The organism is Bacillus sp. LSHTCR4 (genome assembly GCF_057197025.1).
On record NZ_JBXUNO010000006.1, the window covers coordinates 153398 to 177609 of the forward strand.

Annotated in this window: 20 protein-coding genes and 2 pseudogenes; 3 read left to right on the forward strand and 19 right to left on the reverse strand. The window is 34.9% G+C overall.

Going from position 1 to position 24212, the window contains the following annotated elements:
* The first annotated feature begins 75 nt into the window (after positions 1-75).
* Positions 76-1002, forward strand: coding sequence for a DMT family transporter (locus AC2CGR_RS25520; protein ID WP_087967117.1), 927 nt, complete (start codon positions 76-78; stop codon positions 1000-1002).
* Positions 1003-1117: 115 nt separating this feature from the next.
* Positions 1118-1642, forward strand: a complete 525-nt coding sequence (locus AC2CGR_RS25525) for a DUF4871 domain-containing protein (protein WP_087967119.1) — start codon at positions 1118-1120, stop codon at positions 1640-1642.
* Between the two features lie 83 nt (positions 1643-1725).
* Here AC2CGR_RS25525 and AC2CGR_RS25530 read toward each other — a convergent pair whose 3' ends face one another.
* From AC2CGR_RS25530 to AC2CGR_RS25595, 14 genes and pseudogenes are all read right to left on the reverse strand, one after another.
* The gene (locus AC2CGR_RS25530) at positions 1726-2925 is read right to left on the reverse strand and encodes an NAD(P)-dependent malic enzyme (RefSeq protein ID WP_087967121.1); all 1200 of its coding nucleotides are present in this window, start codon (positions 2923-2925) and stop codon (positions 1726-1728) included.
* A 59-nt stretch (positions 2926-2984) separates the two neighbouring features.
* Positions 2985-4331: a 2-hydroxycarboxylate transporter family protein gene (locus AC2CGR_RS25535; RefSeq protein WP_074540599.1), complete on the reverse strand. Its 1347-nt coding sequence runs from the start codon at positions 4329-4331 to the stop codon at positions 2985-2987.
* Positions 4332-4453: 122 nt separating this feature from the next.
* Positions 4454-5161, reverse strand: a complete 708-nt coding sequence (locus AC2CGR_RS25540; RefSeq protein ID WP_087967123.1) for a response regulator — start codon at positions 5159-5161, stop codon at positions 4454-4456.
* Positions 5158-6762: a sensor histidine kinase gene (locus AC2CGR_RS25545; protein WP_087967126.1), complete on the reverse strand. Its 1605-nt coding sequence runs from the start codon at positions 6760-6762 to the stop codon at positions 5158-5160. Before AC2CGR_RS25545 ends, AC2CGR_RS25540 begins: the two co-directional genes overlap by 4 nt.
* Positions 6763-6840: 78 nt before the next feature.
* Positions 6841-7788: a methyl-accepting chemotaxis protein gene (locus AC2CGR_RS25550; RefSeq protein WP_442868810.1), complete on the reverse strand. Its 948-nt coding sequence runs from the start codon at positions 7786-7788 to the stop codon at positions 6841-6843.
* Positions 7780-8823: pseudogene (locus tag AC2CGR_RS25555) on the reverse strand (HAMP domain-containing protein); the annotation flags it as partial. The gene AC2CGR_RS25550 and the pseudogene AC2CGR_RS25555, both read right to left, overlap by 9 nt.
* A 247-nt stretch (positions 8824-9070) precedes the next feature.
* Entirely contained in the window at positions 9071-9817 is a 747-nt protein-coding gene (locus AC2CGR_RS25560) for a C39 family peptidase (protein ID WP_131101362.1), read from the reverse strand.
* 13 nt (positions 9818-9830) lie between these two features.
* Entirely contained in the window at positions 9831-10652 is an 822-nt protein-coding gene (locus tag AC2CGR_RS25565) for a transporter (RefSeq protein ID WP_087967131.1), read from the reverse strand.
* Positions 10653-10874: 222 nt separating this feature from the next.
* Entirely contained in the window at positions 10875-12110 is a 1236-nt protein-coding gene (locus AC2CGR_RS25570) for a sensor histidine kinase (RefSeq protein WP_131101359.1), read from the reverse strand.
* Between the two features lie 11 nt (positions 12111-12121).
* Entirely contained in the window at positions 12122-12793 is a 672-nt protein-coding gene (locus tag AC2CGR_RS25575; protein ID WP_087967134.1) for a response regulator transcription factor, read from the reverse strand.
* A 150-nt stretch (positions 12794-12943) separates the two neighbouring features.
* Positions 12944-13648: a metallophosphoesterase family protein gene (locus tag AC2CGR_RS25580; protein WP_087967136.1), complete on the reverse strand. Its 705-nt coding sequence runs from the start codon at positions 13646-13648 to the stop codon at positions 12944-12946.
* Between the two features lie 514 nt (positions 13649-14162).
* The gene (locus AC2CGR_RS25585; RefSeq protein ID WP_102990409.1) at positions 14163-15035 is read right to left on the reverse strand and encodes an ankyrin repeat domain-containing protein; all 873 of its coding nucleotides are present in this window, start codon (positions 15033-15035) and stop codon (positions 14163-14165) included.
* Positions 15036-15471: 436 nt separating this feature from the next.
* Positions 15472-15975: a nitrous oxide reductase accessory protein NosL gene (locus tag AC2CGR_RS25590; RefSeq protein WP_029437389.1), complete on the reverse strand. Its 504-nt coding sequence runs from the start codon at positions 15973-15975 to the stop codon at positions 15472-15474.
* A 134-nt stretch (positions 15976-16109) separates the two neighbouring features.
* Positions 16110-16364: a hypothetical protein gene (locus AC2CGR_RS25595; protein ID WP_029437388.1), complete on the reverse strand. Its 255-nt coding sequence runs from the start codon at positions 16362-16364 to the stop codon at positions 16110-16112.
* Positions 16365-16616: 252 nt separating this feature from the next.
* Here AC2CGR_RS25595 and AC2CGR_RS25600 point away from each other — a divergent pair, with 252 nt between their 5' ends.
* The gene (locus AC2CGR_RS25600) at positions 16617-17921 is read left to right on the forward strand and encodes a CitMHS family transporter (protein ID WP_000880457.1); all 1305 of its coding nucleotides are present in this window, start codon (positions 16617-16619) and stop codon (positions 17919-17921) included.
* A 43-nt stretch (positions 17922-17964) separates the two neighbouring features.
* Here the strand turns inward: AC2CGR_RS25600 and AC2CGR_RS25605 are convergent, their stop codons facing one another.
* From AC2CGR_RS25605 to floT, 5 genes and pseudogenes are all read right to left on the reverse strand, one after another.
* Positions 17965-18657 (reverse strand): response regulator, encoded by a 693-nt coding sequence (locus AC2CGR_RS25605; RefSeq protein ID WP_087967138.1) that lies wholly within the window; start codon positions 18655-18657, stop codon positions 17965-17967.
* Positions 18657-20267 (reverse strand): ATP-binding protein, encoded by a 1611-nt coding sequence (locus tag AC2CGR_RS25610; RefSeq protein WP_087967139.1) that lies wholly within the window; start codon positions 20265-20267, stop codon positions 18657-18659. The genes AC2CGR_RS25605 and AC2CGR_RS25610 overlap by 1 nt, the downstream gene beginning before the upstream one ends.
* Positions 20268-20418: 151 nt before the next feature.
* Positions 20419-21366, reverse strand: a complete 948-nt coding sequence (locus tag AC2CGR_RS25615; RefSeq protein WP_412678150.1) for a methyl-accepting chemotaxis protein — start codon at positions 21364-21366, stop codon at positions 20419-20421.
* Positions 21358-22395 (reverse strand): annotated as a pseudogene (locus AC2CGR_RS25620) (HAMP domain-containing protein); the annotation flags it as partial. The pseudogene AC2CGR_RS25620 and the gene AC2CGR_RS25615, both read right to left, overlap by 9 nt.
* Positions 22396-22630: 235 nt before the next feature.
* Positions 22631-24205: a flotillin lipid rafts scaffold protein FloT gene (gene floT / locus AC2CGR_RS25625; RefSeq protein WP_000155015.1), complete on the reverse strand. Its 1575-nt coding sequence runs from the start codon at positions 24203-24205 to the stop codon at positions 22631-22633.
* Positions 24206-24212 lie beyond the last annotated feature (7 nt).

Consider the following 24212-nt stretch of genomic DNA (forward strand, 5'->3'; position numbering starts at 1 on the left):
TACCAGAAGTTATATATAATTCCTTTTATCATGTCACACATAAAAAATCAAATACTCGAGAGGAGATGCATGATTATGAACAACGGTAGACGGATTGGACTCATTATGATTATTACAGGAGCTACCTTATGGGGATTATCTGGCCCGATGATTCAGTGGCTATTTCAACATACCAACGTATCATCAATTGATTTTTTAACAATTCGCTTGTTGCTTGCGGGATTATTTATTTTATCTTTTTTACTGATAAAGAAACAAAACATATTTCAAATTTGGAAACACCCTAGACATTCTATACAACTTATTATTTTCTCTATTCTCGGCATGCTCGGTGCGCAATACGCCTTTATCGAAACAGTTCATATTAGTAACGCGGTCACAGCGACATTATTTCAATTTCTAGGTCCTGTTCTTATTACCATTTATGTCGCATTTGAACAACGAAAATTCCCTGCTTCTATGCAACTACTCGCAATTATAACTGCATTAACGGGAACGTACTTTATTATTACAAACGGTTCAATTGAAAATATTGTTTTATCGAAAGAAGCCATTATTTTTGGCCTATTAACAGCAATTGGATTTGCATTTTATACCCTCCATCCAGCTTCTCTTATTAAAGAATGCGGAACAACCATAGTAATTGGCTGGGGGATGTTAATCGGCGGCATCACCCTGCTTATTTGTAATCACTCGTTTGGATGGAGTCAGCTTTCACAAACCTTTACACCAACAACTTTTTCTATGCTTATCCTTATCATTATAAGCGGCACTCTTTCTTTCCTTCTTTATATCGGTAGTCTGAAATATTTAGCAGCAACAGAAACAAGCATTTTATCTAGTATTGAACCACTTGTAGCGGCCATCGTTTCAATCGCTTGGCTAAATGAATCTTTTGGAGCCTATCAATTATTAGGCGGCGTATGTATCATTCTTTCTGTTATTTTCTTAACGATGCCGCAAAAAGAGAATGAGCCAACCTTTACAACTGAACAAGTATAGAAAATGTCAAAAGAGGTCGTACAAAATTTACGATCTCTTTTTATACTTTAAAGGAATTGTCCTGCTTTCTAGCAAATACAATTACACTAACAATAAAAATTAGGAGTGTGGCACCATGAAAAAAATCGGAACTATGCTACTTTTCTCCTTTCTCATCGCTGGATGCTCGCAAGCTCAACCCGATTCCGAAGTACCTAACAAAAAAGCCATCTCAACATCATCAACTCAAGCTAACGCACCTTCCTTCTTTCATCTTAGTGTTTTAAAAGATGTGAATTGGGAAGAAGCTCCATCCTTTGTAGATGGAAAAATACCTTTAAAAGGCATCGAAGGAAAAATCGCAATGGCTGATACCTCTATTATCTCAAATGAACCAAATGAAATAATGTGGTACTTTTTAGATCCTGAAAGGCCAACTGGAAAACTCTCTATTATTGCACTAAAACAAGGGTCAGTAACGCCAACACCAGTCCTCTTTCAACAAGAAAATTCCAAACAAACTTGGACTGCTTCAAATGCAATAGATTCTACTACAAACGAACTCCCTCTCACTATATCGCTACCTTCATCTGGACTATGGCTATTAAATATATATATGAATGAAAGATATTATGATCAATTTGTAATTACTGCTGAGTAAAGTGACAGAACTAAAACACACTCTCCTTATTTTGATTTCTTATCTCAAAAAAGCAGTACCTTTTTAGGCACTGCTTTTAGCTATTAATAACTTGGTATTTTCGTAATTTGCGCCACGCCTGAATCAATAGCTGCCTTCGCCACAGCTTCAGCAACACTTGGAACAACTCTTTTATCTAATGGATTTGGGATTACATAATTCGCATTACGTTCTTCGTCCGTAATGATGTTAGCGATCCCATACGCTGCCGCTAATTTCATTTCTTCTGTAATATCAGTCGCGCGCACATCTAACGCACCGCGGAATATTCCTGGGAACGCCAATACATTATTTACTTGATTCGCATAATCCGAGCGCCCGGTTCCTACTACAGCTGCCCCAGCCTTTAATGCATCCTCTGGGAAGATTTCTGGAATTGGATTCGCCATAGCAAACACAATTGCTTTCTCATTCATCGTCTTTACAAGCTCTTCCGTTAGTACATTAGGAGCAGATACACCGATAAAAATATCAGCTTGATAAATCGCTTCTTTTAACGTTCCACGTACATGTTCTCGATTTGTCTTTTTTGAAACCTCAATTTGCGCTTCGTTCATCCATGCTTCACCTTCACAAACAATACCTTCTAAACTAACTAACGTAATGTGCTTTGCACCAGCCTTTAATAATAATTTTCCAATTGCAATTCCTGCCGAACCAGCACCGTTAATAACAATTTTCACATGATCCATTTGTTTGCTAACAACTTTTAATGCATTAATAACAGCTGCTAAGACGACAATAGCGGTTCCATGTTGATCATCATGGAATACAGGAATATTTGTTTCTGCTTTTAATCGCTTTTCAATTTCAAAACAACGTGGTGCCGCAATATCTTCTAGGTTAATTCCTGCAAACGTAGGCTCTAAATTTTTCACAAGGGTAACGATTTCATCCACATCAGTCGTACCTAAACATAACGGGAAAGCATCTACATTCGCAAATTTCTTAAATAAAATACTCTTCCCTTCCATAACAGGCATAGCTGCTTTCGGTCCAATGTTCCCTAAACCAAGTACCGCTGTTCCATCTGAGACAACTGCCACCATATTACCGCGTGCTGTATAGTCATACACTGTGTCTTCATCTGCTGCAATTGCTTTGCAAGACTCCGCTACACCTGGTGTATATGTCAGACTTAGATCATCCGCTGAATTTACTTCTACTTTACTTGTAATTTCAATTTTTCCTACTAATTCTTTATGCAATAACAATGATCTTTCATTAATTTGATTTTCTAACATACTTATAATCTCCCCTTAATTTGACAAGCTAGCTATATGAATATAGCTAGCTTGTTTGATCATGAAAACATTTTTAATAAAATTGTCGCTGTTACAACCATTGCTGCCCCGCCTAAACGTGTTGAAATTTGCGCGAATGGCATTAATTCCATACGATTTGAAGCTGATAAAATTGCAACATCTCCCGTTCCACCTAAACCACTATGACATCCAGTTACAATTGCTGATTCAACCGGATACATTTTCATCACTTTCCCTACAAGAAAACCTGATGCTACCATTGTAAGAACAACTGATGCGCACACGACAACATATCCTACTGAAAGAACTGCTGCTACGTCTTTTAGCGGAATATATAGTAATCCTAGTCCAACCATTAAAGGCCAAGTTAAATTCTTCGAAATGAATTTATATAGATGGAATGCTCCTTGCTCCATTTTTGCTGGCATTAATTTAAAGTATTTCACAAGTGCTGCCGAGAAGATCATAATGATTGCCCCAGGAATACCGATGAACTTAGAAGCAAATCCTCCGAAGATGAAGAATGTACACGCAATTAATAAACCCGCTCCCATTAATGAGAAGTCAATTGGCTTCTCTGTATTTTGTTCTTTTAATAACTCGGCTTGATTGTCTGTTTTTACTAATACACCGTTACCACTAAGCTCCGGTTTCTTCTCACCTAAACGCTTCATATACCCTGCACTCACGATAGCGAACATATTTCCAATAATAGCCGCTGGAATAAGCTGTGATACAAATGTTGCTGATGATTCATTTAAAATATCACTATAAGCTAGCGACAATGGTAAAATCCCTTCCCCGATACCACCACTCACAATTGGTACGATGATAAAGAAGAATGTTTGCTTCATTTCAAATCCAAATAGTGAACCGACCAATAATCCTACTACTACAGAAGCTAACGTCCCTACCACTAAAGGTATAAACATACGAACGAAACCTTGCACTAATACTTTACGATTCATTCCTAAAATACTTCCGACTACTAAACAAGAAATATATAAATATAAAAAGTTCGATTTTTTCATTAACATAGTCGCAGCTTCCATTGAAGCTGGATTCATCCAGTTAAAAAATACAAGTAATGATGGAATAAATAACGAAAGTATTGCTGGACCACCGATGTTTTTTAAAATTGGAATTCTCATCCCAATGTCTCCTAAGAAAATACCCATGATCATAATAACTGCAAATCCACCAATCATATCTGCTGGCAATTTATTATATACAGATGCCCCATAAATAATAGCAGCCAATACTACATATAACGGTAAAGGTATAACACCGATTTTCACATTCATAATTTTAGAAGCGAAAGATTCTCTTTGTACTTCATTTCCTCCAGAAAATGATACCGCTTCCACATTCTTTTGAATTCCCATATGGCACCCCCTTGTTTTCTTAATAACAATATTAAAACGCTTTCAATAGTAAAAATAGTTTTTGTAAGTTTTGTAATTGATTTTGTAATTAAAAAAAGTATAAGCGACTTATAATAAGTCGCTTATACGTAAAACTCTATTTTATTTTGGTCAATACATCTTAATTTACTCACTGGTCTTCCTACATGTTGATACACCATTTCGTTTTCTAACACTCCAATTTCGGTCAAAAACATTACATACTTTCGAATAGAAACCCTTGAAACACCAACTAATTGCGCCATTTCATCTGTTGTAAACGCTTGTCCATTTAGCGACTCGATCTTCTGCCAAATTAATTGCATCGTTTGCTTCGTTAATCCTTTCGGAAGCTCTTTAGTGACAGTAGGTTCTCTTTTTTCTTTTTGCAAAATTAACGAATCTAATTCCGATTGACTAATTTTTTGTTGTTCTTTCATGAAAGTAAGTTTTTCTCGATATATAGTTAACGCCTCTTTAAATCGTTCAAATGTAAATGGCTTAATTAAATAATCTACTACGCCATATTGTAATGCTTTTTTAATACTCCCCATATCATGTACAGCTGAAATCATCATAATATCGATTTCTTTTTCTTGGTTCCGAATATACATTAAAAGCTCAAATCCAGTCTCTTCAGGCATAAAAATATCAAGTAATACTAAATCTACTCGTGATTCCTCTAATACTTCTATCGCCGATTTTACCGAATTAACTGCTTGAACAAGTTCAAACCCTCCTACTTGCTCTAAATAATGCGTATTTAACATTGCTACCATCGGGTCATCTTCTACAATTAAAACTTTAATCATATTTGCCTCTCATCCCTACCTTTAGGTATTTCAATTGTTATCGTTGTTCCCTGTCCTACTAATGAATACACATAAATTTCCCCATTTATTCGCTGTATACTTTCTGTTACAAGATACAAACCATAACCACGGTTATCCCCCTTTGTGGAATAACCTTTCTTAAATAATGCCCCTATTTCTTCTTCTGGTATACCTTTTCCCGTATCTTGTACTGTAATAATTAGTGTATCCCCATATTGTATCTCAACTTCAACTTGCTTCTTTTCACAATTCGTCACTGCCTCTAATGCATTATCAATTAAATTTCCGACAATCGTAATCAGTTCATGAGTAATACTTTCATCCTCTATTTCTGGCATGTAAGAATCTTCACTTATGATTAATTTTATATTTTTCTCTCTAGCATAGCTAAGCTTCCCGAGTAAAAAACCAGCAAATACTGGACTTTTTATTCTTTTCATAATCCCACCAATTTCATATTGATGCTCTGATACCATACCGCTTATATACTTTTGTAATTCTTCATACTGCTTCATGTGTGTAAGCCCTAATACGACATGCATTTTATTCATAAATTCATGCGATTGTGCCCGTAATGCCTCCGCATATAGTCTAATACCAGTTAATTCTTCTGCTAATTTTCTAATCTCTGTTTTATCACGAAATGTTGCAATCGCACCAACTATTTCTCCTTTTACATATAAAGGAACACGATTCGTCACAATCGTAATTCCATAAATATTTTGTTCTTCGTTTAATTGTACCTCTCCCGTTTGTAATACTTCTTTTATACGTGAATTAGGCATATACAACTCAACATCTTTACCAATAAAATCTTCTTCAAGACCACTTTTCTTAAACAATCGTTTTGCCTCATTATTTATTAAAGTTACATTGGCCTCTTTATCTACAGCAATAATACCTTCCTTTACAGATTGTAACATCGTATTTCTTTCTTCGAGAATTTTCGCTATCCTGTGAGGTTCAAGACCAAATAGACTTTTCTTTATATGTCTAGCTAGTAATATTGCTCCTATAATTCCGACTAGTATTCCAACTCCAACTCCAATATAAATGATATGTCTGCTTTCCTTAACTCTCTCTTTTACATTATCTGCTGAAATACCAACGGCCACCGCTCCAAGCTGTTCACCTGTTTCAGAAAATACAGGTACAAACACTCGCATTGAAATACCTAAAGTTCCTTCTGCCAGCGATACATGTTCCTTTCCTTTCAATGCAGGCCCTTCATCTCCCCCAATAAAATGATGACCTATTTTTTGAGGATTTGGATGTGATTTTCTTATTCCATTCATGTCCATAACTACAATAAATTGAACACCTGTGTTTTTTAATATTCTATTTGTATACGTTTGGATTGCAGAAGCATCTGCTTTCCCAATTAAACCATCGATTACAATCGACTCATTCGCCACAATGTGTGCAATTGTTTTTGCTTTCTCTGCTTGGCTATCCTCCGTCGTCCGTTCTACATTATGACTAATTAATATATCTGTCACAAGTAAAGAAAAAATTACAACTGTACAAACTAACAATGTAATCGTTTTCCATAAATTCCATAGTCTTTTTCTTTTTTTCATCCCGTTAATGACTCCCCTAATTGCTGAATAGAAAAATAAGTAAGGTGATATTATTTTCACCTTACTTATCTGCTGTTATTATACTTTAAATTTACTAGTCATCGCTTGTAGTTCTTCGGCCATCTCAGCTAAATTTTGCGAAGCTGAACTAATTTCTTCCATTGAATTCATTTGTTCTTCTGTTGAAGCAGCAACACTTTGCATACTAGCTGTATTTTCTTCTGCAGCCGCCGCAATTTCATCAATAGCATTTGTCACTTCATTTGCATCTCCAGCAATTCTCTTCGTTGTTTCTACCATTTGATTCACTTGAGAAACAATATGTGTAGTAGAACTTAAAATTTCCGTAAAACTTACTTTCGTTTTTGTTACAACATCAAGGCCTTGTTGGACTTCCCCATTCACATTATCCATCGCCTTAACAGTATGTTCAATATCAGCCTTAATTTCTGCAATTAAATTTGCAATCTCTCCAGATGATTCTCCGGACTGCTCCGCTAATTTTCTAACTTCATCTGCTACAATAGCAAATCCTCGTCCCTGTTCACCTGCTCTTGCTGCTTCAATAGCCGCATTTAAAGCTAATAAGTTCGTTTGAGTAGCAATGTTTTGGATTGCTTCAGAAATAGCTCCTACTTGCTTTGATTTTTCATCAAGAAGTTTAATAATAGCATCTGACTCGGATACCGACCTAGAAATAGACTGCATTTGTTTTGCTGTTTGTTCAACTAAATCTTCTCCCTCTTCGGCTCTTTCTCGCGCATGTAATGAGGAAATAGAAATTGACTCTGCACTTCCAGTTACATCTTGAATTGCTGTATTTACTTGTTGCAATGTAGCCGCACCTTCTTCAACACCTTGACTTTGTGATTCAGCCCCACCTGATACTTGTTCCATTGCAATTGTAATTTGGTCTGTCGCATCATTTGCTTGCTGTACGCTCGCTGTTAACTCTTCAGCCGATGCAGCGACATGTTCTGCTGAAAAACTAATTTGAGTAATCACATCTTGTAAAGAGGCAGACATTTCATTAAAGGAATTCCCTAATTTCCCTATGTCATCCTTGGAATGGATTGTAATTTTCTCTGTTAAATCTCCCTTACTAATTTTATGTGCCGAGTCAGCTATTTTTCTTAATGGTCTTGTAATAGACTTTGTAATGAAATAAATTAATACACTACCAAATACAATAGCGATAGCAATAACAATAAAAGTCTTATAAAATACTGGATTCGCAGCTTGGATAATTTCTTCATCAAACATAACTCCAACTACTTTCCAGCCCGTTTTCTCATTTGTTGCAAAGATTAAATTCTTTTTATCATCTTGTTCTGTATAAGAGACATTTCCTTGTTTTTCTTCATAAATCGGTTTAATCCAAGGATCAGTAACTTTTGCACCTGGTTTTCTAGATGGATGACTAACAATTTGCTTATTTTGATCTAAAATAACTGCATAACCTTTTTCACCAATGTTAATCATTTTGGAAATTTTCAAGATGTTATCTAGATTTAAGTTAATTCCTATAACACCTTTACCATCTTTTACTTCTTTTGCAATTGTCACTACCATATTTTTTGTAGATGCTGATTGATATGGTGCAGTAACAATTACTTTCCCTTTATTTTCATGTGCTTCTTTATACCAAGATCTATCTGTTGGATTATACCCATCATCCATTTGGATAAATGGTTCTCTTATAAACTTTCCTGTCTGCGTTCCAATATAAATACCTTCTACTTCTGGATGAAGTTTTATATATTGCGCTAACTTCGTTCTTACTATTTCTTCTTGTCCGTTTGGATATGTATCCTCTGTTAAGATGTCTGCAAAGTATGCTGCATCAACAAATTTCTCTTCTATATTTTGAGAAATAACAGTATTTAAAATTGAAATGTTTTCCTTTGCTTTACCTGTGATTTGTTGTTCAAAATTTGTTTTGGCAGTTTGATATGAAACACCACCGATAATAAGTCCTGGTATAGTTAAAATTAGAAAAAATGAAATGATTAATTTTTTCTTGATACTCATACATTTAACCCAGTTAAATATTTTTTGCATAATAAGCCTCCTTTATGTAATGTGAATACTTGTGTAATTTTATATAAGTAACATATATAAAACAATATATAATGATAACATGTAATTTTTTTGTCAATTATGCATTTTTACATATTCACTACTTCTAAAGATTTAAGCATAAAAAATAAGAGAACTTCAGCTTATTATATATGCTGAAGTTCTCTTATTTCGTAACAAAAAGCCCCCACAAAAACTCCGCTTACAATTCCTTACATCCCTTTCCTTACTAATTGCTTTTCACATAACTAACCGCCTGACTCCCCATTTGCATCCAGGCCTTTTCAAAACTCTCTCTCGGTACTTTTACATCTAAACTGTCACTTAGAGGATCTCGAATATATACAAATTCCTTATCATATCCAACAAGTACAACACAATGTTCATTATACGTAATAGAAACATCTCCACTATTTGTTTCCCATGTAGTAAATTCCTCTTCATCTAATGGCGCAAATGTTGCATTTGTAATCATGACTACCGGTTGTCCTGATTTTACACTCTTATAAAGTTCTTCTATACTCTTCCCTGTTAAGTCCACAGCTTTGTTAGGTAAATACTTTTTCGCTAATTGAAAAAGTGGTCCATGATATACACCATATCCTGATTCAGAAAAGGTATAAATATTTCCTACAAATCCTTCATTTGGATTCCCACGTACACCATCGTTCATAAAATCAACTTTCTTTATTTCATTTGCTAATTTCATCTTATCCACTGTAATGCCTGCGTATTGTAACATCATCGCTAAGCTCGTTACTTCGCAGCCTCTATCTAGTTCTGGTAATTGCTGAATGAAAGGTACATTTGATAAGATGACCTTTTCACCATCCTTACTAAACTCCGCTTCTTTTCCGCTTTGTATATTGAAGAATGTTAACTTCTCCACATACTTTGTAATTCCATTTGTATATACATTCCATACTGCTATAGCTAGTAAAGCCATACATATATACCACTTCCATCTCCGTATCACTCTCACGCCCTTTTTAGTTCGTTAAATACGAATAAAACGCCTCAGCATCCGTGCGAATCACCGGTACAAAATTTAGTTCTTTTCCTTTTTCAGGCTGATCTTTTTTTATTTTTTCGGCTAATTCTTGAACGTTCATATTCGTTTTATCCATATTAAGCTCATCTGCCATTTGTAATACTTTTTGTTCATTAATTTCTTTTAATACTTGATATATATCTTTACCATACAAATCAATATGATATTTTTTGGCTTCTTCCTGTACTTTTTGCTCATACACTTCTTGTGCTAACGTTTCTATCTCTTTTCCTTTTTGGGAAATCCCTAACTTCCCTGCTTCCTCTCTTACTTTCGTTCCATAGATTTCTTCCTCAATGTCCTCTATTTCTTTTCCATTTGTCGAAATGCCTAATTTATCCGCTTCATCGTTAATTTTAATCGTATTAATTTGATTAATTAAATTTACAATCATTGTATTCTCTATAGATATGCCTAGCTTTAACGCTTCTTGCTTTATTTTCGTTTCATAGATTTCTTCTGAAAGAGTTCCAACGTCTTTTCCTTCAATCGAAATTCCTAACTGTTCTGCTTCCCTTCCTACTTCCGTCTCATGGATTTCTTTTTCTAGCGTAATTTGTTCTTTCCCTGCCGTTTCAATCCCTAAATTCTCCGCCTTTTCTTCTGTATGCACAGCATGTATCTTTCCATTGTTTAATTGTTCTTTGCTGCGCTGCTTGTAATCTGTCTTTCCTTTTGATGTTTCAGAAGGAGAGGCACCCCCTAATATACTTAAACTCATTACTCCAATAGTGAATACCATCATCATTTTCTTTTTCAAAATTAATTCCTCCCTCTTACAACTTCTTTTCCATCATGCCCATAAATTTTTTAATACTATACATAATCGAAATAACATTCTGATTGATATAATCTGCTCAAACACCTTTTTATAATCGCTTCTTTATAGGGCGAAATTTCTGTATATAATACATGTTATAACTAGTTTCTTAACTTTCCCTTAAAAAAAGACGACCTTGTAAAAACAAGATCGTCTTCTCACTTATATTCTTTGGTTTTTAGGAAGAATCACTTCAAAGCAAGTACCCTCTCCCAATTGGCTCTCTACTGATATTTTTCCGTAATGTTTTTCTACAATCCAATTTGCGATTGAAAGACCTAATCCAGCTCCTTCTGACGTACTTCTTGCTTTATCCCCTTGATAAAAACGATCAAATAATTTCGGAATATCTTCTTCTTTCACTCCTATCCCGTCATCTTTCACCTGTATACGAATTGAACTACTCGTTTGCGTGCAATTGATTTGAATCTGCCCGCCTTCGTTCGTATACTTCATCGCATTATCTAACAGTATGACCATCATTTGATGAATTCGCTCTCTATCACCCATAAAAGATACGCCACGTTCTACTTTTAGTATCATTTCTTTTTCTTGATAAGAAGCAATCTCCTTATATGGAGCTACTATTTCTTCTAACAATTTATCGAGTTCAAATGTTTTCTTATCCATCTCAATTTGATTAGAATCAGAACGTGCTAGCAATAATAAATTACTAACGAGCTTTGATAACCTCCTACATTCTTTTGAAATTGTAGAAATATCCATCGCTTTTTCTTCTATCGTAGCGGATGGTGACTGGAATAAAACATCTGTTTTTGATTGAATAACTGCAAGCGGTGTCCTTAGTTCATGTGATGCATCAGAAACGAATTGCTGCTGTTTTTCCCATGAATTTTGAATGGGTACGAGTGCCCTACCAGCTAGGAAAAAGCCGATACCGATTGCACATACACTTCCTATGCTACAGCCTATAACGAGAATTAAAAATAAAGTATTTAACATGCCTTCTTCCGCTGTTATATCTCGTACGATTTGAACTATCTCTCCATTTTTTTGAAGGGATAATGTTCTAAAATATCGGCCTTGTACTTCAATATCTTGCAAAGTCTCTAACTTTTTGGGCGAAAACCTTTCCAAATTCTCTTCAAAAATAGCACGGAATTTACGGTTATCACCCACTATTTCCACTGTTTCCCCCTTCCAGGTTATTTCAGTTACCCGGGGATCTCCAATTTGAATATTCTCCATACGCTTTCTTGGTGGTACTTTAACATCTAATTTCCCTCTATACTGAGCTATCATTTTTATAGATTGATCTACTTCATTATAAATACGCTTATACGTGTACGAATAAATAATACTGCCTAATACGCCTATCAAAATGATAAATACTAACGAATTTATTATAGTCAATCGAATGCGCGTCTTCTGAAACATACTTCCCTTTTTCATTGTTCTTTTAATATATATCCAATACCTCGAACGGTTTGAATGTCTTTCTGATAACCGAATGGCTCTAGTTTTTTACGTAAATGATGCACATACACTTCTACAATCGCTACTGTCGTATCTGAATCAAATCCCCAAACACGATCAAAAATTTGTTCACGCATTAAAATCTTTCCGCTATTTTGAACAAGGTACTCTAGAAGCTCATATTGTTTTAACGTTAGCTTCATACCTTGTCCATCTACTTGAACATCTTTATCTTTTCCGAACAGTTCAATCCCTTTATAGCGAATGGTCTGCTTTGTTGTTAGACTACCACTTCGTCGTAACAATGCACGAATTCTTGCTTTTAATTCTGGAGCCTGAAACGGCTTAACAATATAGTCATCACCACCAAAATCCAACCCTTTCACGCGATCTTCTAAAGAATCTCTCGCTGTCAAAAACAGGACTGGTGTTTCAATCTTTTCATCTCGTATTTTTTGAATCACTTCAAACCCGTCCATCTCTGGCATCATCACATCAAGCAAAATAGCATCATATATATTTTGTAACGCTAGAAATAATCCATCTTCTCCATTCAATGCTGTATCTACTTCAAATTCATCGCGTAAAATTTGGACGATGGACTCTAATAGAGAAGCATTATCTTCTACTACAAGTAAGCGCATATTCTCACCTTCCACCATTTTGTTCAATTCTATTCACAATTACATTTTAACGTTTTTCTCGACATAAAATTTGGAAGACTTATTGTACAAGCTCTTCCTTAAATTTAGCTTAATAAAAAATTGAAAGAAATAAGATTCCTCTTATCTCTTTCAATTTTTTACTACGTATACCTTTTTGCTCGGCAATTCTAAACAATTTAGCTGGCCGCCATATACAGCACCGCCATCAATTCCTATAATACGATTACTCCCAAAATATACGCCACAATTCTCACTACCATGAAGCGTTTTTGTTTCCGTATGACCAAATATAACAACCTTTTCACCACTATACCCACTATGAAACTCATTACGAATCCACATTAACGTATATGGTTCACATTCCGAAACCTGCTTCAATGGCTCAACACCAGCATGTACAAATATATATTCTTCTGTTTCAATGTGATGATCTAATTCTTGAATAAACTTTACATGTTCATCTAATACACGAGATTGTAAAATCGGTTTTTGGAAATTCCCCTCATTAACCACAATATCTCCTTCTACAAATCCATAGCTGTATAACGTCTTATCTCCACCATTCCTTTTTACCCAATGGTTCCATGAACGTTCCTCATCTGTCGTTAACGCCTTAATCATCATATCTTCATGATTGCCCTTTAGAACGAAGGCTCCATCTTCTTTTAACTCTTTTACTTTTTCAATTACTGCACGCGCATTTGGACCACGATCTACATAATCTCCCAGTAAAATTAATTGATCCTGTTTTGCATCGTATTGAGCTTCTTCCAGTAACTGTTCGAACTTTTCTATTTCTCCATGAATATCACTAATAACAAGAATTCTTTTCATATTATCCCCTTCTTTCTAAAGCACTCTCTTTCTAATTATATTTCAAAACAACAGAATCCTTTGAACTCATATTCAAAATCACATTTATTACAAATACAACGATTATCCTTACAACAATGTAAGTCTCTTGTCATCCAATTCGATAGTTGCAATTGCTATATTTCCTTATACTAAAAGTAAGAAATGAAACAAAAAATAAGGAGAGATGAGAAATGAAAAAAGTGATGGAAGTTATGGTAGCAGTGGCAGAGGTTTTCGTAAATGGCAAACAAGTTGCAATGGAGTTAAACAAATAATGAAAAGGGAAAGATTCATTATAGATCCTTTACTCATATAAAAGAGATAAGACTTCTTCATTTTTTTGATCCCTTATCTCCTTGTAAAAAAACCGTATCCTTTTTCAGGATACGGTTTTCTTTACAAACAAAAATCCCATTCAAATACACATTACTGAATCCATCATACTCAATGACTTCTTCATTCTGTCTATCTAAATGGGATTATTTCATACTTGTTATTCTACCGGTTGCGGTTGTGGCTGTACTACTTCATTCGCTCCAGCTACCCTCAACATATTTGCAATATCTTTAAAACCTCTTTTTTCAGCATATTGCAATGGCGTAATATTTTCCTTATTGGCCATATTTACATCTGCCCCGTGGTCAATAAGCATTTGAATTACTTTCTTATGGTTTTCACTACCATTTCCTAATACGATTGCTTCTACTAAAGCTGTTCCACCACGAGCATTTGTATAATTCACATCAATATCTGTATGCTCTAATAATTCTTTTACGACCTCTACATGGCCACGCTCAGATGCAGAAATAAGTGCTGTTCCACCTGACTTAGTCGTTTCTTTCGTATTAACTCCTGCATTAATTAATACTTTTACAATATCCGTATATCCTTCTCTACTTGCATAAAGAAGTGGATTGCTATGTTTCTCATCTTTAATTTCAATATTAGCACCTGCACCAATTAATGCTTTCACTGTCTCTACATGATTTTGGTACGTTGCTGCAAGGACGGGTGTTTCTCCGTTGTCACCTTCTACATTTATATTCGCTCCATCTTGGATCAACTTCATAGCTGTTTCTGTGTCTCCAAGAGTTGCAGAAAGTAGCAACTGTTTGTCCATTAAATTTATACTTTTTTCTTCTTTGGATTCTTCCTGTTCTTTATGCTTTTCTTTTTTCTTTTCGTTTTTCACATGAACCGGTTTCGATTCTGGCTCTTCTTGCTTATCGCAAGCCACTACCGTCATTAAAAGTCCTAATAAAATACATAATAAAATTTTTTGTTTTCTCACAACTACAGCTCCTATGAAAGATAATGTTTTCTTAACCATTCCTCCATCACATACAATAACTCTTCTTGAGTACATTTATCCATAAGCTCTTTATATTCCTTCTTTAATTGGATTATCTTAAACTTATACTATGTTTCTCAACCTATTGGCATGATACGCCTGATGGCCTCATCATTAACATTATGAAGCAATTAGTTTAGCACGTTTTTACCGCATTTGTATACATTTCTAAAAAGTACATAAAGTGAAACTTTAATCAGTGGGAGGATTCACCCCACTGATTATTAGTTGAACCAATTGGGTATTTACGGGCTGTTGATCTCCCACCTAACTTCTTTGCTCCTGCCTAATTCTGAGGTGGGAGTTTTACTGCCCGTTAATACGGGGTAAATGATTGCTTTAGGTCACTATATTCCATTGTAACCGTTCTTCTAAAAATTTTACACCTTTTCTATATTTGCACCTGAATAATACTAGAAAAAGACAACTGTGCAGTTGTCTTTTTCTAGTATTAATGATGTCCACCGTGATTTCCCTTTTTCGGGTTCCCCATCATTTCTTTATTCATTTCCCATTTATGCTCTGCTAGCTCTTTATACGAAAGAACTTTCCCCTTATAGTTAGATACAAAGCTCTCTGCATCTTTTTTGTTTTTAAATGAAATGACATTATAAGCCATTGGTGTCGTTATTGTTTTATCATATACGTAAGTAGCATCTTCTAACGAGACCCAATCTTTCGAATCATAATCTCGAACAAATTTTTCTTTCGTCTTTTCACCTGGATTAATCTCCATCCATTTATACATACAACCGATATCATCAAACTTTAATGCTTTTCCATTTTCTAAAATGATTTCTGTTGCAAATTGATTATCCATTACCCCAATTTGGCAAATATCACACTTATCATGTTTCTCATCAATTGCCATAGCATCTGCTTGTTTCTTACCACATCCTACAATTGTAAAGACAAAGAATAAGCATATAGCAAACATCACATACTTTGTTCTCATTGTATTATTTCCTCCCTAACCCTATCTTCTACAAGGAGCATATCAAAAAATTGTGTGCGATTTGTGAAAAAACAATGTGTCTTTTGTAATATATAGAACAAAAAAGATGTGTAGTCATATCTACACATCTCTCATCATTCACAACCTGTAATTAATAAATCATCTTCTAGTCTAACTAATAATGTATCTGTATGAATTTGCTGCCCAACAACTACATTTACTAATCTTATATTTCCACTGATACCGACTGCAACCTTTTCAAGCTCACCGTTACTTTTTCGGATCATCATTAATTTTTCCCACTCATATACGTAAGAAGATTCATTAACAAAAATCTCTTCTACTTTTCCTTCATAAGAACTACAAATCTCTTCCATTCTTGTTTTCATATAAAATCTACTCCCTATTTCACACTTCAATATTTTCATCTTATTCTACCATTCTTATGGAGAGCAGCTTACTTTTTAAAAATTCAAATTAACTACCGTGAACAAAATGACCAAAATAAAAATTATGCTTCTAATGATGTTATTTTTCAAATTATTTACCTTTCAAATAGATGCTTTTATGATAAACAAAAAAACTTTTTTCTGAATTTTTATTTTATTTTGAAAGCGTAATCATTTTTGGGGGGAGATTACATGTTAGCACTACTTGGATTTGCGATGGTATTTGTCTTTATGTTTTTAATTATGACGAAACGTATGTCAGCACTAGTAGCATTAATATTAATTCCAATTACTTTCGCATTAATTGGAGGATTTTATGCAAATATGGGGCCTATGATGTTAGAGGGAATTCAAAAACTAGCACCTACTGGTATTATGCTTATGTTTGCTATTTTATATTTTGGAATTATGATTGATAGCGGGTTATTCGATCCTGTCATTAGTAGGATTTTGAAGTTTGTAAAAGGAGATCCTTTAAAAATTGTTGTTGGCACAGCAATTCTTACTATTATCGTTTCATTAGATGGGGATGGAACGACAACGTATATGATTACTGTTTCCGCAATGTACCCACTATATAAACGCCTTGGGATGAATCCACTTATATTAGCTGGGGTTGTTATGTTAGGTGCAGGGGTGACAAATCTTACACCGTGGGGTGGACCGACAGCTCGTGTTATGAGTGCACTTGGACTAGACGCATCAGAGCTCTTTACACCACTTATACCAGGAATGATTGCTGGTGCACTTTGGGTAGTTTTCGTTGCTTACTATCTTGGAAAAAAAGAGAGAAAGCGTTTAGGAATTATGGATGTACAATATTTAAAACAAATGCAAACAATGGATGAACAAGCTGCAACAGTAGAAGCTGCGGTTCATAAACGTCCTAAACTTCTATGGATTAACTTTTTATTAACTGCTACCTTACTTGTCTGTCTCATACTAGAAGTTATGCCGTTACCTGTTTTATTTACAATCGCTTTCGCTATTGCTGTTATGATTAACTATCCAAACTTAGAGCAACAGAAAGAGCGTATTGCTTCTCACGCAGGAAACGTATTAGCGGTTGTTTCTCTCGTATTTGCCGCTGGGATTTTCACTGGAATTTTATCAGGAACAAAAATGGTAGATGCAATGGCTAAAAGTGTAGTAACTCTTATACCAGACGCTCTTGGCCCACAACTACCAATTATTACAGCACTTCTTAGTATGCCATTCACATTTTTCATGTCCAATGATGCATTTTATTTCGGTGTACTACCCATTTTAACAAAAGCTGCTGCTACTTATGGAATTAGTGCAGCTGAAATGGGACGCGCTTCCTTACTGGGACAACCTGTTCACTTATTAAGCCCCCTTGTTGCATCCACTTATTTATTAGTCGGAATGGCAAAAGTTGATTTTGGTGAACATCAACGCTTTACTTTATTGTGGGCAGTTGGAACGACAATGGTGATGTTGATTACTGGAATTGTAATTGGGATTATTCCAATATAAGATAAAAAAACAGTAGAGGGCACATAGCCTCTACTGTTTTTTATTATGAAGAAACAAGAAAATATCTTCTTTCTGGTCTCCCTACACTCCCATATATAAGCTCCGCATGAACTTTCTTCCCAGATATCAAATACTCTAAATAGCGCCTTGCTGTTGACCTACTTACTCCGACCATTGAGCTTAGCACTTCTGCCGTAATACCTTCTTCATTCACTGTTAGCATATGATTTTTTATTTTTGCTAAAGTTAAGGGATCTATCCCTTTCGGGGCATATTCTATTTCAATTCCCTTTACGCCTCTTTGAGACCATAAATGTTCTATTTGTTCTGTAGATAATTGATTAGTTTTCTTTAACTGCATAATCTTTTTTTGATAACTTTCCAAACTCGCTTTAAAGCGATCAAACATAAGTGGCTTTACAATATAATCTGTTACTCCGCCTCGTAAAGCATGCCTCACTACATCTGTTTCCGATGCAGCTGTAATCATAATAATATCTGTATCATGCAAATTATGCCTAATAAATGTAACAAGTTCCGTTCCTTGCATATCAGGTAAATACACATCTAATAAAACGAGCTGTGGCTTCACAAGCTCTAGCCATTCCTTCGCTTGTTCTCCAGTCGTTGCTGTTCCAATTACTTTAAACCCCTCAATTTTTTCTGTAAAACGACGATGAATGTCCGCAATTCGAATATCATCTTCTACAATTAATACTTCGATTTCCTCACCCATTACAATTCGCCTCTCTCTTTTGGTAATGCAATAATAAACAACGCACCACCTAAATCCCCTTTTTCGATTGCAATACTTCCATTTAAATCTTCTACTAACTCTTTCACTTTTGCTAATCCATATCCTCGCTTCTCGCCTTCTTTCGTAGAGAAGCCTTTATAGAATATGCTAGTAATGACCTCATCATCAATCCCTTGTCCTGAGTCTTCCACTTCAATTACTATTTCTTCTCCGATATCAGTTACAAACATTCTTACTTTCTTATCATGTTCTTCATTTCTTTCAATCGCTTCAAATGCATTCGTAATTAAATTTCCTAAAATAGAAACGACATAATTACTCTCAATATGCGGGCTTAATTTGTCTAAGCTACTCTCTCTATCTAGCATAAAATCAATCTTCAACTCTCTTGCTCTATTATAGAATCCAATTAAAATCCCACCTAACCATGGATTTTGAATTCGTTTCATAATAAATTGAACAAAATCTTGATATACCGCTGTTTCCTTATGAATAAGCTCCAAAGCATCTTCATATAATTCTAGCTGGATAAGACCTGAAAGCGTATACAACAAATTGTTATATTCATGTGTTTGCGCTCGTAATGCCTCTGTATATTGCTTCGTCTGAGATAATTCTGCTGTTAACTGATCCATTTCAGATTTCAAACGCAAACTCGATACAACGCCAGTTACTTTATTCTTTACTTTAATAGGTAGACGGTTCGCAATAACAGCCTGTCCTTTTATATTTAATTGACGGTCAAACTGTTCTTCACCAGTTTGAAGTACATCTAATATCGTTGAATTAGGAATTACATCTAAAATAAATTCTCCAATAATATTTTGTTGTTCATCTAGCGAAAGAATATCATAGGCTGCTTGATTGACTAAACTAATTATGCCATTTTGATCAATGACAATAATCCCCTCACGTACAGATTGAATCACTGTACTATGCTCTTCATATAAAGATGAAATTTCTTCTGGCTCCATCCCAAACATCATTCTTTTTATACTGCCAGCTAAATATATAGAGCCGATTACTCCAATTAATAGACCTATTATTGTAATCCAAAATACACGCTTTCCATACACTTCTACCGCTCCATGAATATCATCCATTGAAAATCCAACAGACACCACACCAATGATTTCATTTTCCTGATTACGGATTGGAACTTTTCCGCGTAATGAAGGGCCTAATGATCCAGTTGCTTTCGAAACATATGATTTTCCTTCTAATAGAACTCCTTTGTTATCTCCACCAATCATCGCTTCTCCTATTTTATCTCGTTCAGGATGTGCATATCGAATCCCCTCTTTATTTCCAACTACAATGAAGTCAGCCTCTGTATCCATTCGAATTCTTTCTGCAATCGGCTGAATGATAGAAGCTGGGTTTTCTGTTTGAAAAGCTTCCTTTATTTCAGGTATAGCAGCAACTGTTTTTGCAACATGCAAAGCTCTTTTACCAATTTGCTCTTCTACCGTTTCAGATAATATGTAATAAAATAAATAACTCGTTAGCATAAGTACAACAAGAATAAGTGTACTAATAGTTAATGTAATTCTCGGTTGGAGTTTTAATTTTTTAAATTTCAAAACCATTCCCCTAACATAATTAAAGATAGAATTTAAAGAATATACAGTCTCTTTAATTATACTTAATCATAACACGGTTACTCTATATTTCTTTCTTTTTCTCTTCATAAAAAAAGAAACGAAGTAAAATTATTACCCCGTTTCTTAACAATCATTATTACACTTTAAACTTACCAATCATCTCTTGTAATTCTTCTGCCATTTGTGATAAATGGACTGCTGCTGCATTTATTTCATCTACTGAAGCTAATTGTTCTTCAGAGGAACCAGCAATATTTTGAACGCTTGCTGCATTTTCTTCAATCGTAGCTGCAATTTCATTAATAGATGCACTTACTTGTCTTGCATCTACCGTCATTTGCTTCGCTACACCTACCATGTTATCAATTTGTACAACTGTATCATCCGTAGATTTCAATATTTCAGCAAAGCTTTGCTTCGTTTCATTTGCAACTACAAGCCCTGATTGTACTTCTGTCCCAACTAGCTTCATAGAACTTACCGTTTCTTTTATATCAAATTGGATCTCTTTCACTAGTTTTCCAATTTCCGTAGAAGACTGTCCTGATTGCTCAGCTAATTTTCGTACTTCATCTGCTACAATTGCAAATCCTCTTCCTTGCTCTCCAGCTCTCGCAGCCTCAATTGCCGCATTTAACGCTAATAAATTTGTCTGCTCTGCAATATGTTGAATCACCTCAAGGATTGCTCCAATTTGTTTTGATTTATCATCTAACAAAACAATAACTTTATCTGATTGTGAAACAGACTCATGGATTAATTGCATTTGATTTACAGTTTGTTCAACTAACTTTCCACCATCTTCAGCCTTTTTCTTCGTATACATAGATGCTGTGGATACTAATGAAGAACTGTCTGCAACACGCTGAATTCCTTCTGTAACTTCTTCTAATAATGTTGCGCCTTCTTCAACTTCTTTCGTTTGTATTTCTGATCCGCTTGACACTTGCTCGATTGCTTGTGTAATTTGTTCCGTCGCTTCACTTGTCTGCTTCATACTAGCTGTTAATTCTTCTGAAGATGCCGCCACATGACTTGCTGAAGTATTTATATTAGAAATGACCTGATGTAATGATGTCGCCATCTCGTTAAAACTTTCTCCTAGCTGTCCAATTTCATCTTTAGAATGAACTGTAATTGTTTCTGTTAAATCGCCTTCACTAATCTTTTTCGATGATATAACAAGTTGTTTTAACGGACTAATGATAGAAGCAATTATGAAGTAAATTAAAATCCCACCAATTATTAATGAAATACCAATAACAGTTAGCGTTTTATAGAAAATAGGATTAGCTGCTTCAATAATTTCTTTTGAAGGCATAATTCCTGCTATTTTCCATCCAGTCTGCTTATTTGTTATAAAGGTAATATTGCGATCATCACCATCGAGTTTGAATTTAAATTCACCTGTTTCCTGTTTGTACAATTCCTTCTCAAGTTTTTCTTCTATTTTGTCACCTGGTTTTATCGTCGGATGTGCTATTACATGTTTAGATTGGTCAAAGATTGCTATATATCCTTTTTTGCCGATATTGACCATTTTTGAAGTATTTACAATATCATTAATAATTAAATCAATACCGAGAACACCGCTCTTATCCTCATTTTGTTTTGCTATTGTAATAACAATATTCCCTGTTGTACTTGACTTATATGGGGCTGTGATAACCACTTCTCCGCTTTTTTTCGCTGCTTCTTTATACCAATCTCTTTCGGTAGGATTATACCCATCTGGCATTTGAATAGACGGTGATTGAATAAATTGTCCCGTACTAGACCCCGTATAAATTGCTTCTATTTCTGGATGTAATTTATTATATTCTTCTAATTTATTTTGCACATTTTGAAGCTGATCAGTTCCGTAACTTACTCCATTAAATAACTTTGTAAAATATACTGCGTCTACCTTTTTACTGTCTATCTCTTTGTTAATAACATTATTTAAAATCTTTACGTTATCTTCCGCTGATTGTAAAATTGTTTCATTAAAATTTGTCTTCGCTTGTTGATAAGACGTCCAACCAATTACAATACTTGGAAGAATTAAAACAATAACAAATGATACAAGTAACTTTGCTTTTAAACTACTTCTCCTTAATTTCCCTTGAAGCATATTTCTACCCCTCCATACCGTTTAAATGTAATTACCTTACATTTAATTTCTTTATATAAATTATACGATTAAAATGTATCAACTCTTTATCTCTTTTTCTATTAAAGAATTAATACATACCCTTTTCATTCTATATAAATTAAATAATTAAAACAATATATTAAAATGTATATTATTCGAATAATTCACAGAAGAACCTCTAGTATCTCACTTACTAGAGGTTCTTCCCACTATACTATTCTTTATCTTTTTCTACTTCGTTTTTCTCATCTTCTACTACAGATACAACAGGTTTATCGTTTGATAATTGTTGTACTGCTCCTTTTCCAGCAAACCCTTCTAATAACTCTTTTAAATCAATACCAGAAGAAGCTTTTAATGTTTCTTGCATCGTTGCCATTAAATCAGTCGCATAGCCTGCAACTTTTCCAGCGCCGCTATTTTTACCACCGCCGCCTGTATCTACAACTGTAATTTTATCAATGTTGCTAAGTGGACTTGCAACTTCCTTCGCATAACTTGGAAGCATTTTAAGTACCATATCCATAATTGCCGCTTGGCCATATAACTCAAATGCCTCTGCAATTTTTTGTTTCGCTTCTGCTTCTGCTAAACCTTTTAACCTAATAACATCGGCTTCTGCCGTACCTTGTGCTTTTTGTACTTCCGCTTTTGCTTGACCTTGCGCTTTTTCGATTTCCGCCTTCGCTAAACCTTCCACACGTACTTCTTCCGCACGCGCTCTCGCTTCTGCTTCAATCTTATATTGATCCGCATCTGCCTTTTTAATTTGTTTTACTTTTTCTGCTTCCGCTGATTGCTCAACAGCATAGCGATCTGCATCTGCTTTTTTCTTTACTTCTGCATCGTATTGCTTTTCACGACGCGCAATCTCTTTTTCTTCTAATTCAATTTGTTTCTCACGCTCAATGATTTTAACGCGCATTTGCTCTTCTGTAACACCTTGTTGCGCTTTCGCTTGTTGTAATTCGTAAGAAAGATCCGCATCTGCACGAGCTTGTTCTTGCTCTCTCTTATAAGATTGTACTTTTAATTCTTTATGTTTTTCAGCTTCAGCGATTTGGGCATCACGTTGGTATTCAGCTTCTTTCGCTTCTTTCTCAGCACGAGCTTTTTCAATACGAGCTTCTTTTTCACGCTCTGCATTTGCAATTGTTGCATCACGCTTAACCGTCGCAATTTGCGGCTGACCAAGTGCATCTAAGTAACCGTTCTTATCCATGATTTCTTTAATTGTAAAGGAAACGATGCGAAGACCCATTTTCTTTAAATCTGTAGAAGCTACTTCATGCACCTTTTGAGCAAACTGCTCTCTATTACTATACGCATCTTCTACTGTCATAGAAGATAAAATCGCACGTAAATGACCTTCTAAAACTTCTTTTGCTTCTACTTTTAACTCTTCTGTTTCTTTTCCTAAATATTGCTCAGCTGCTGTTGATACTTCTTCAATTGTAGAACCTACTTTAATAATCGAAACACCATTTACTGTAACCGGAACACCTTGCTTCGTATACGTATCACGTGTACCCACTTCTAACTTGTAATTTAGTAGGCTTAAAGGTTCTGCTCTTTGCATGATTGGCACTACAAATGTACCGCCACCGCGAATAATCTTAATCTTCTTTCCATCATCAGTGGTAACTACATTTTTCCCACCACCAAGCCAATTCCCTGTAACAATTAACGCTTCATCTGGTCCAACTGTTCGATACTTCGTAATGAATACTAAAATGAGTAGAATTAAAATTGCGAGTAAAACTCCACCAATAATTAATGGAATCGTCATGTAAATT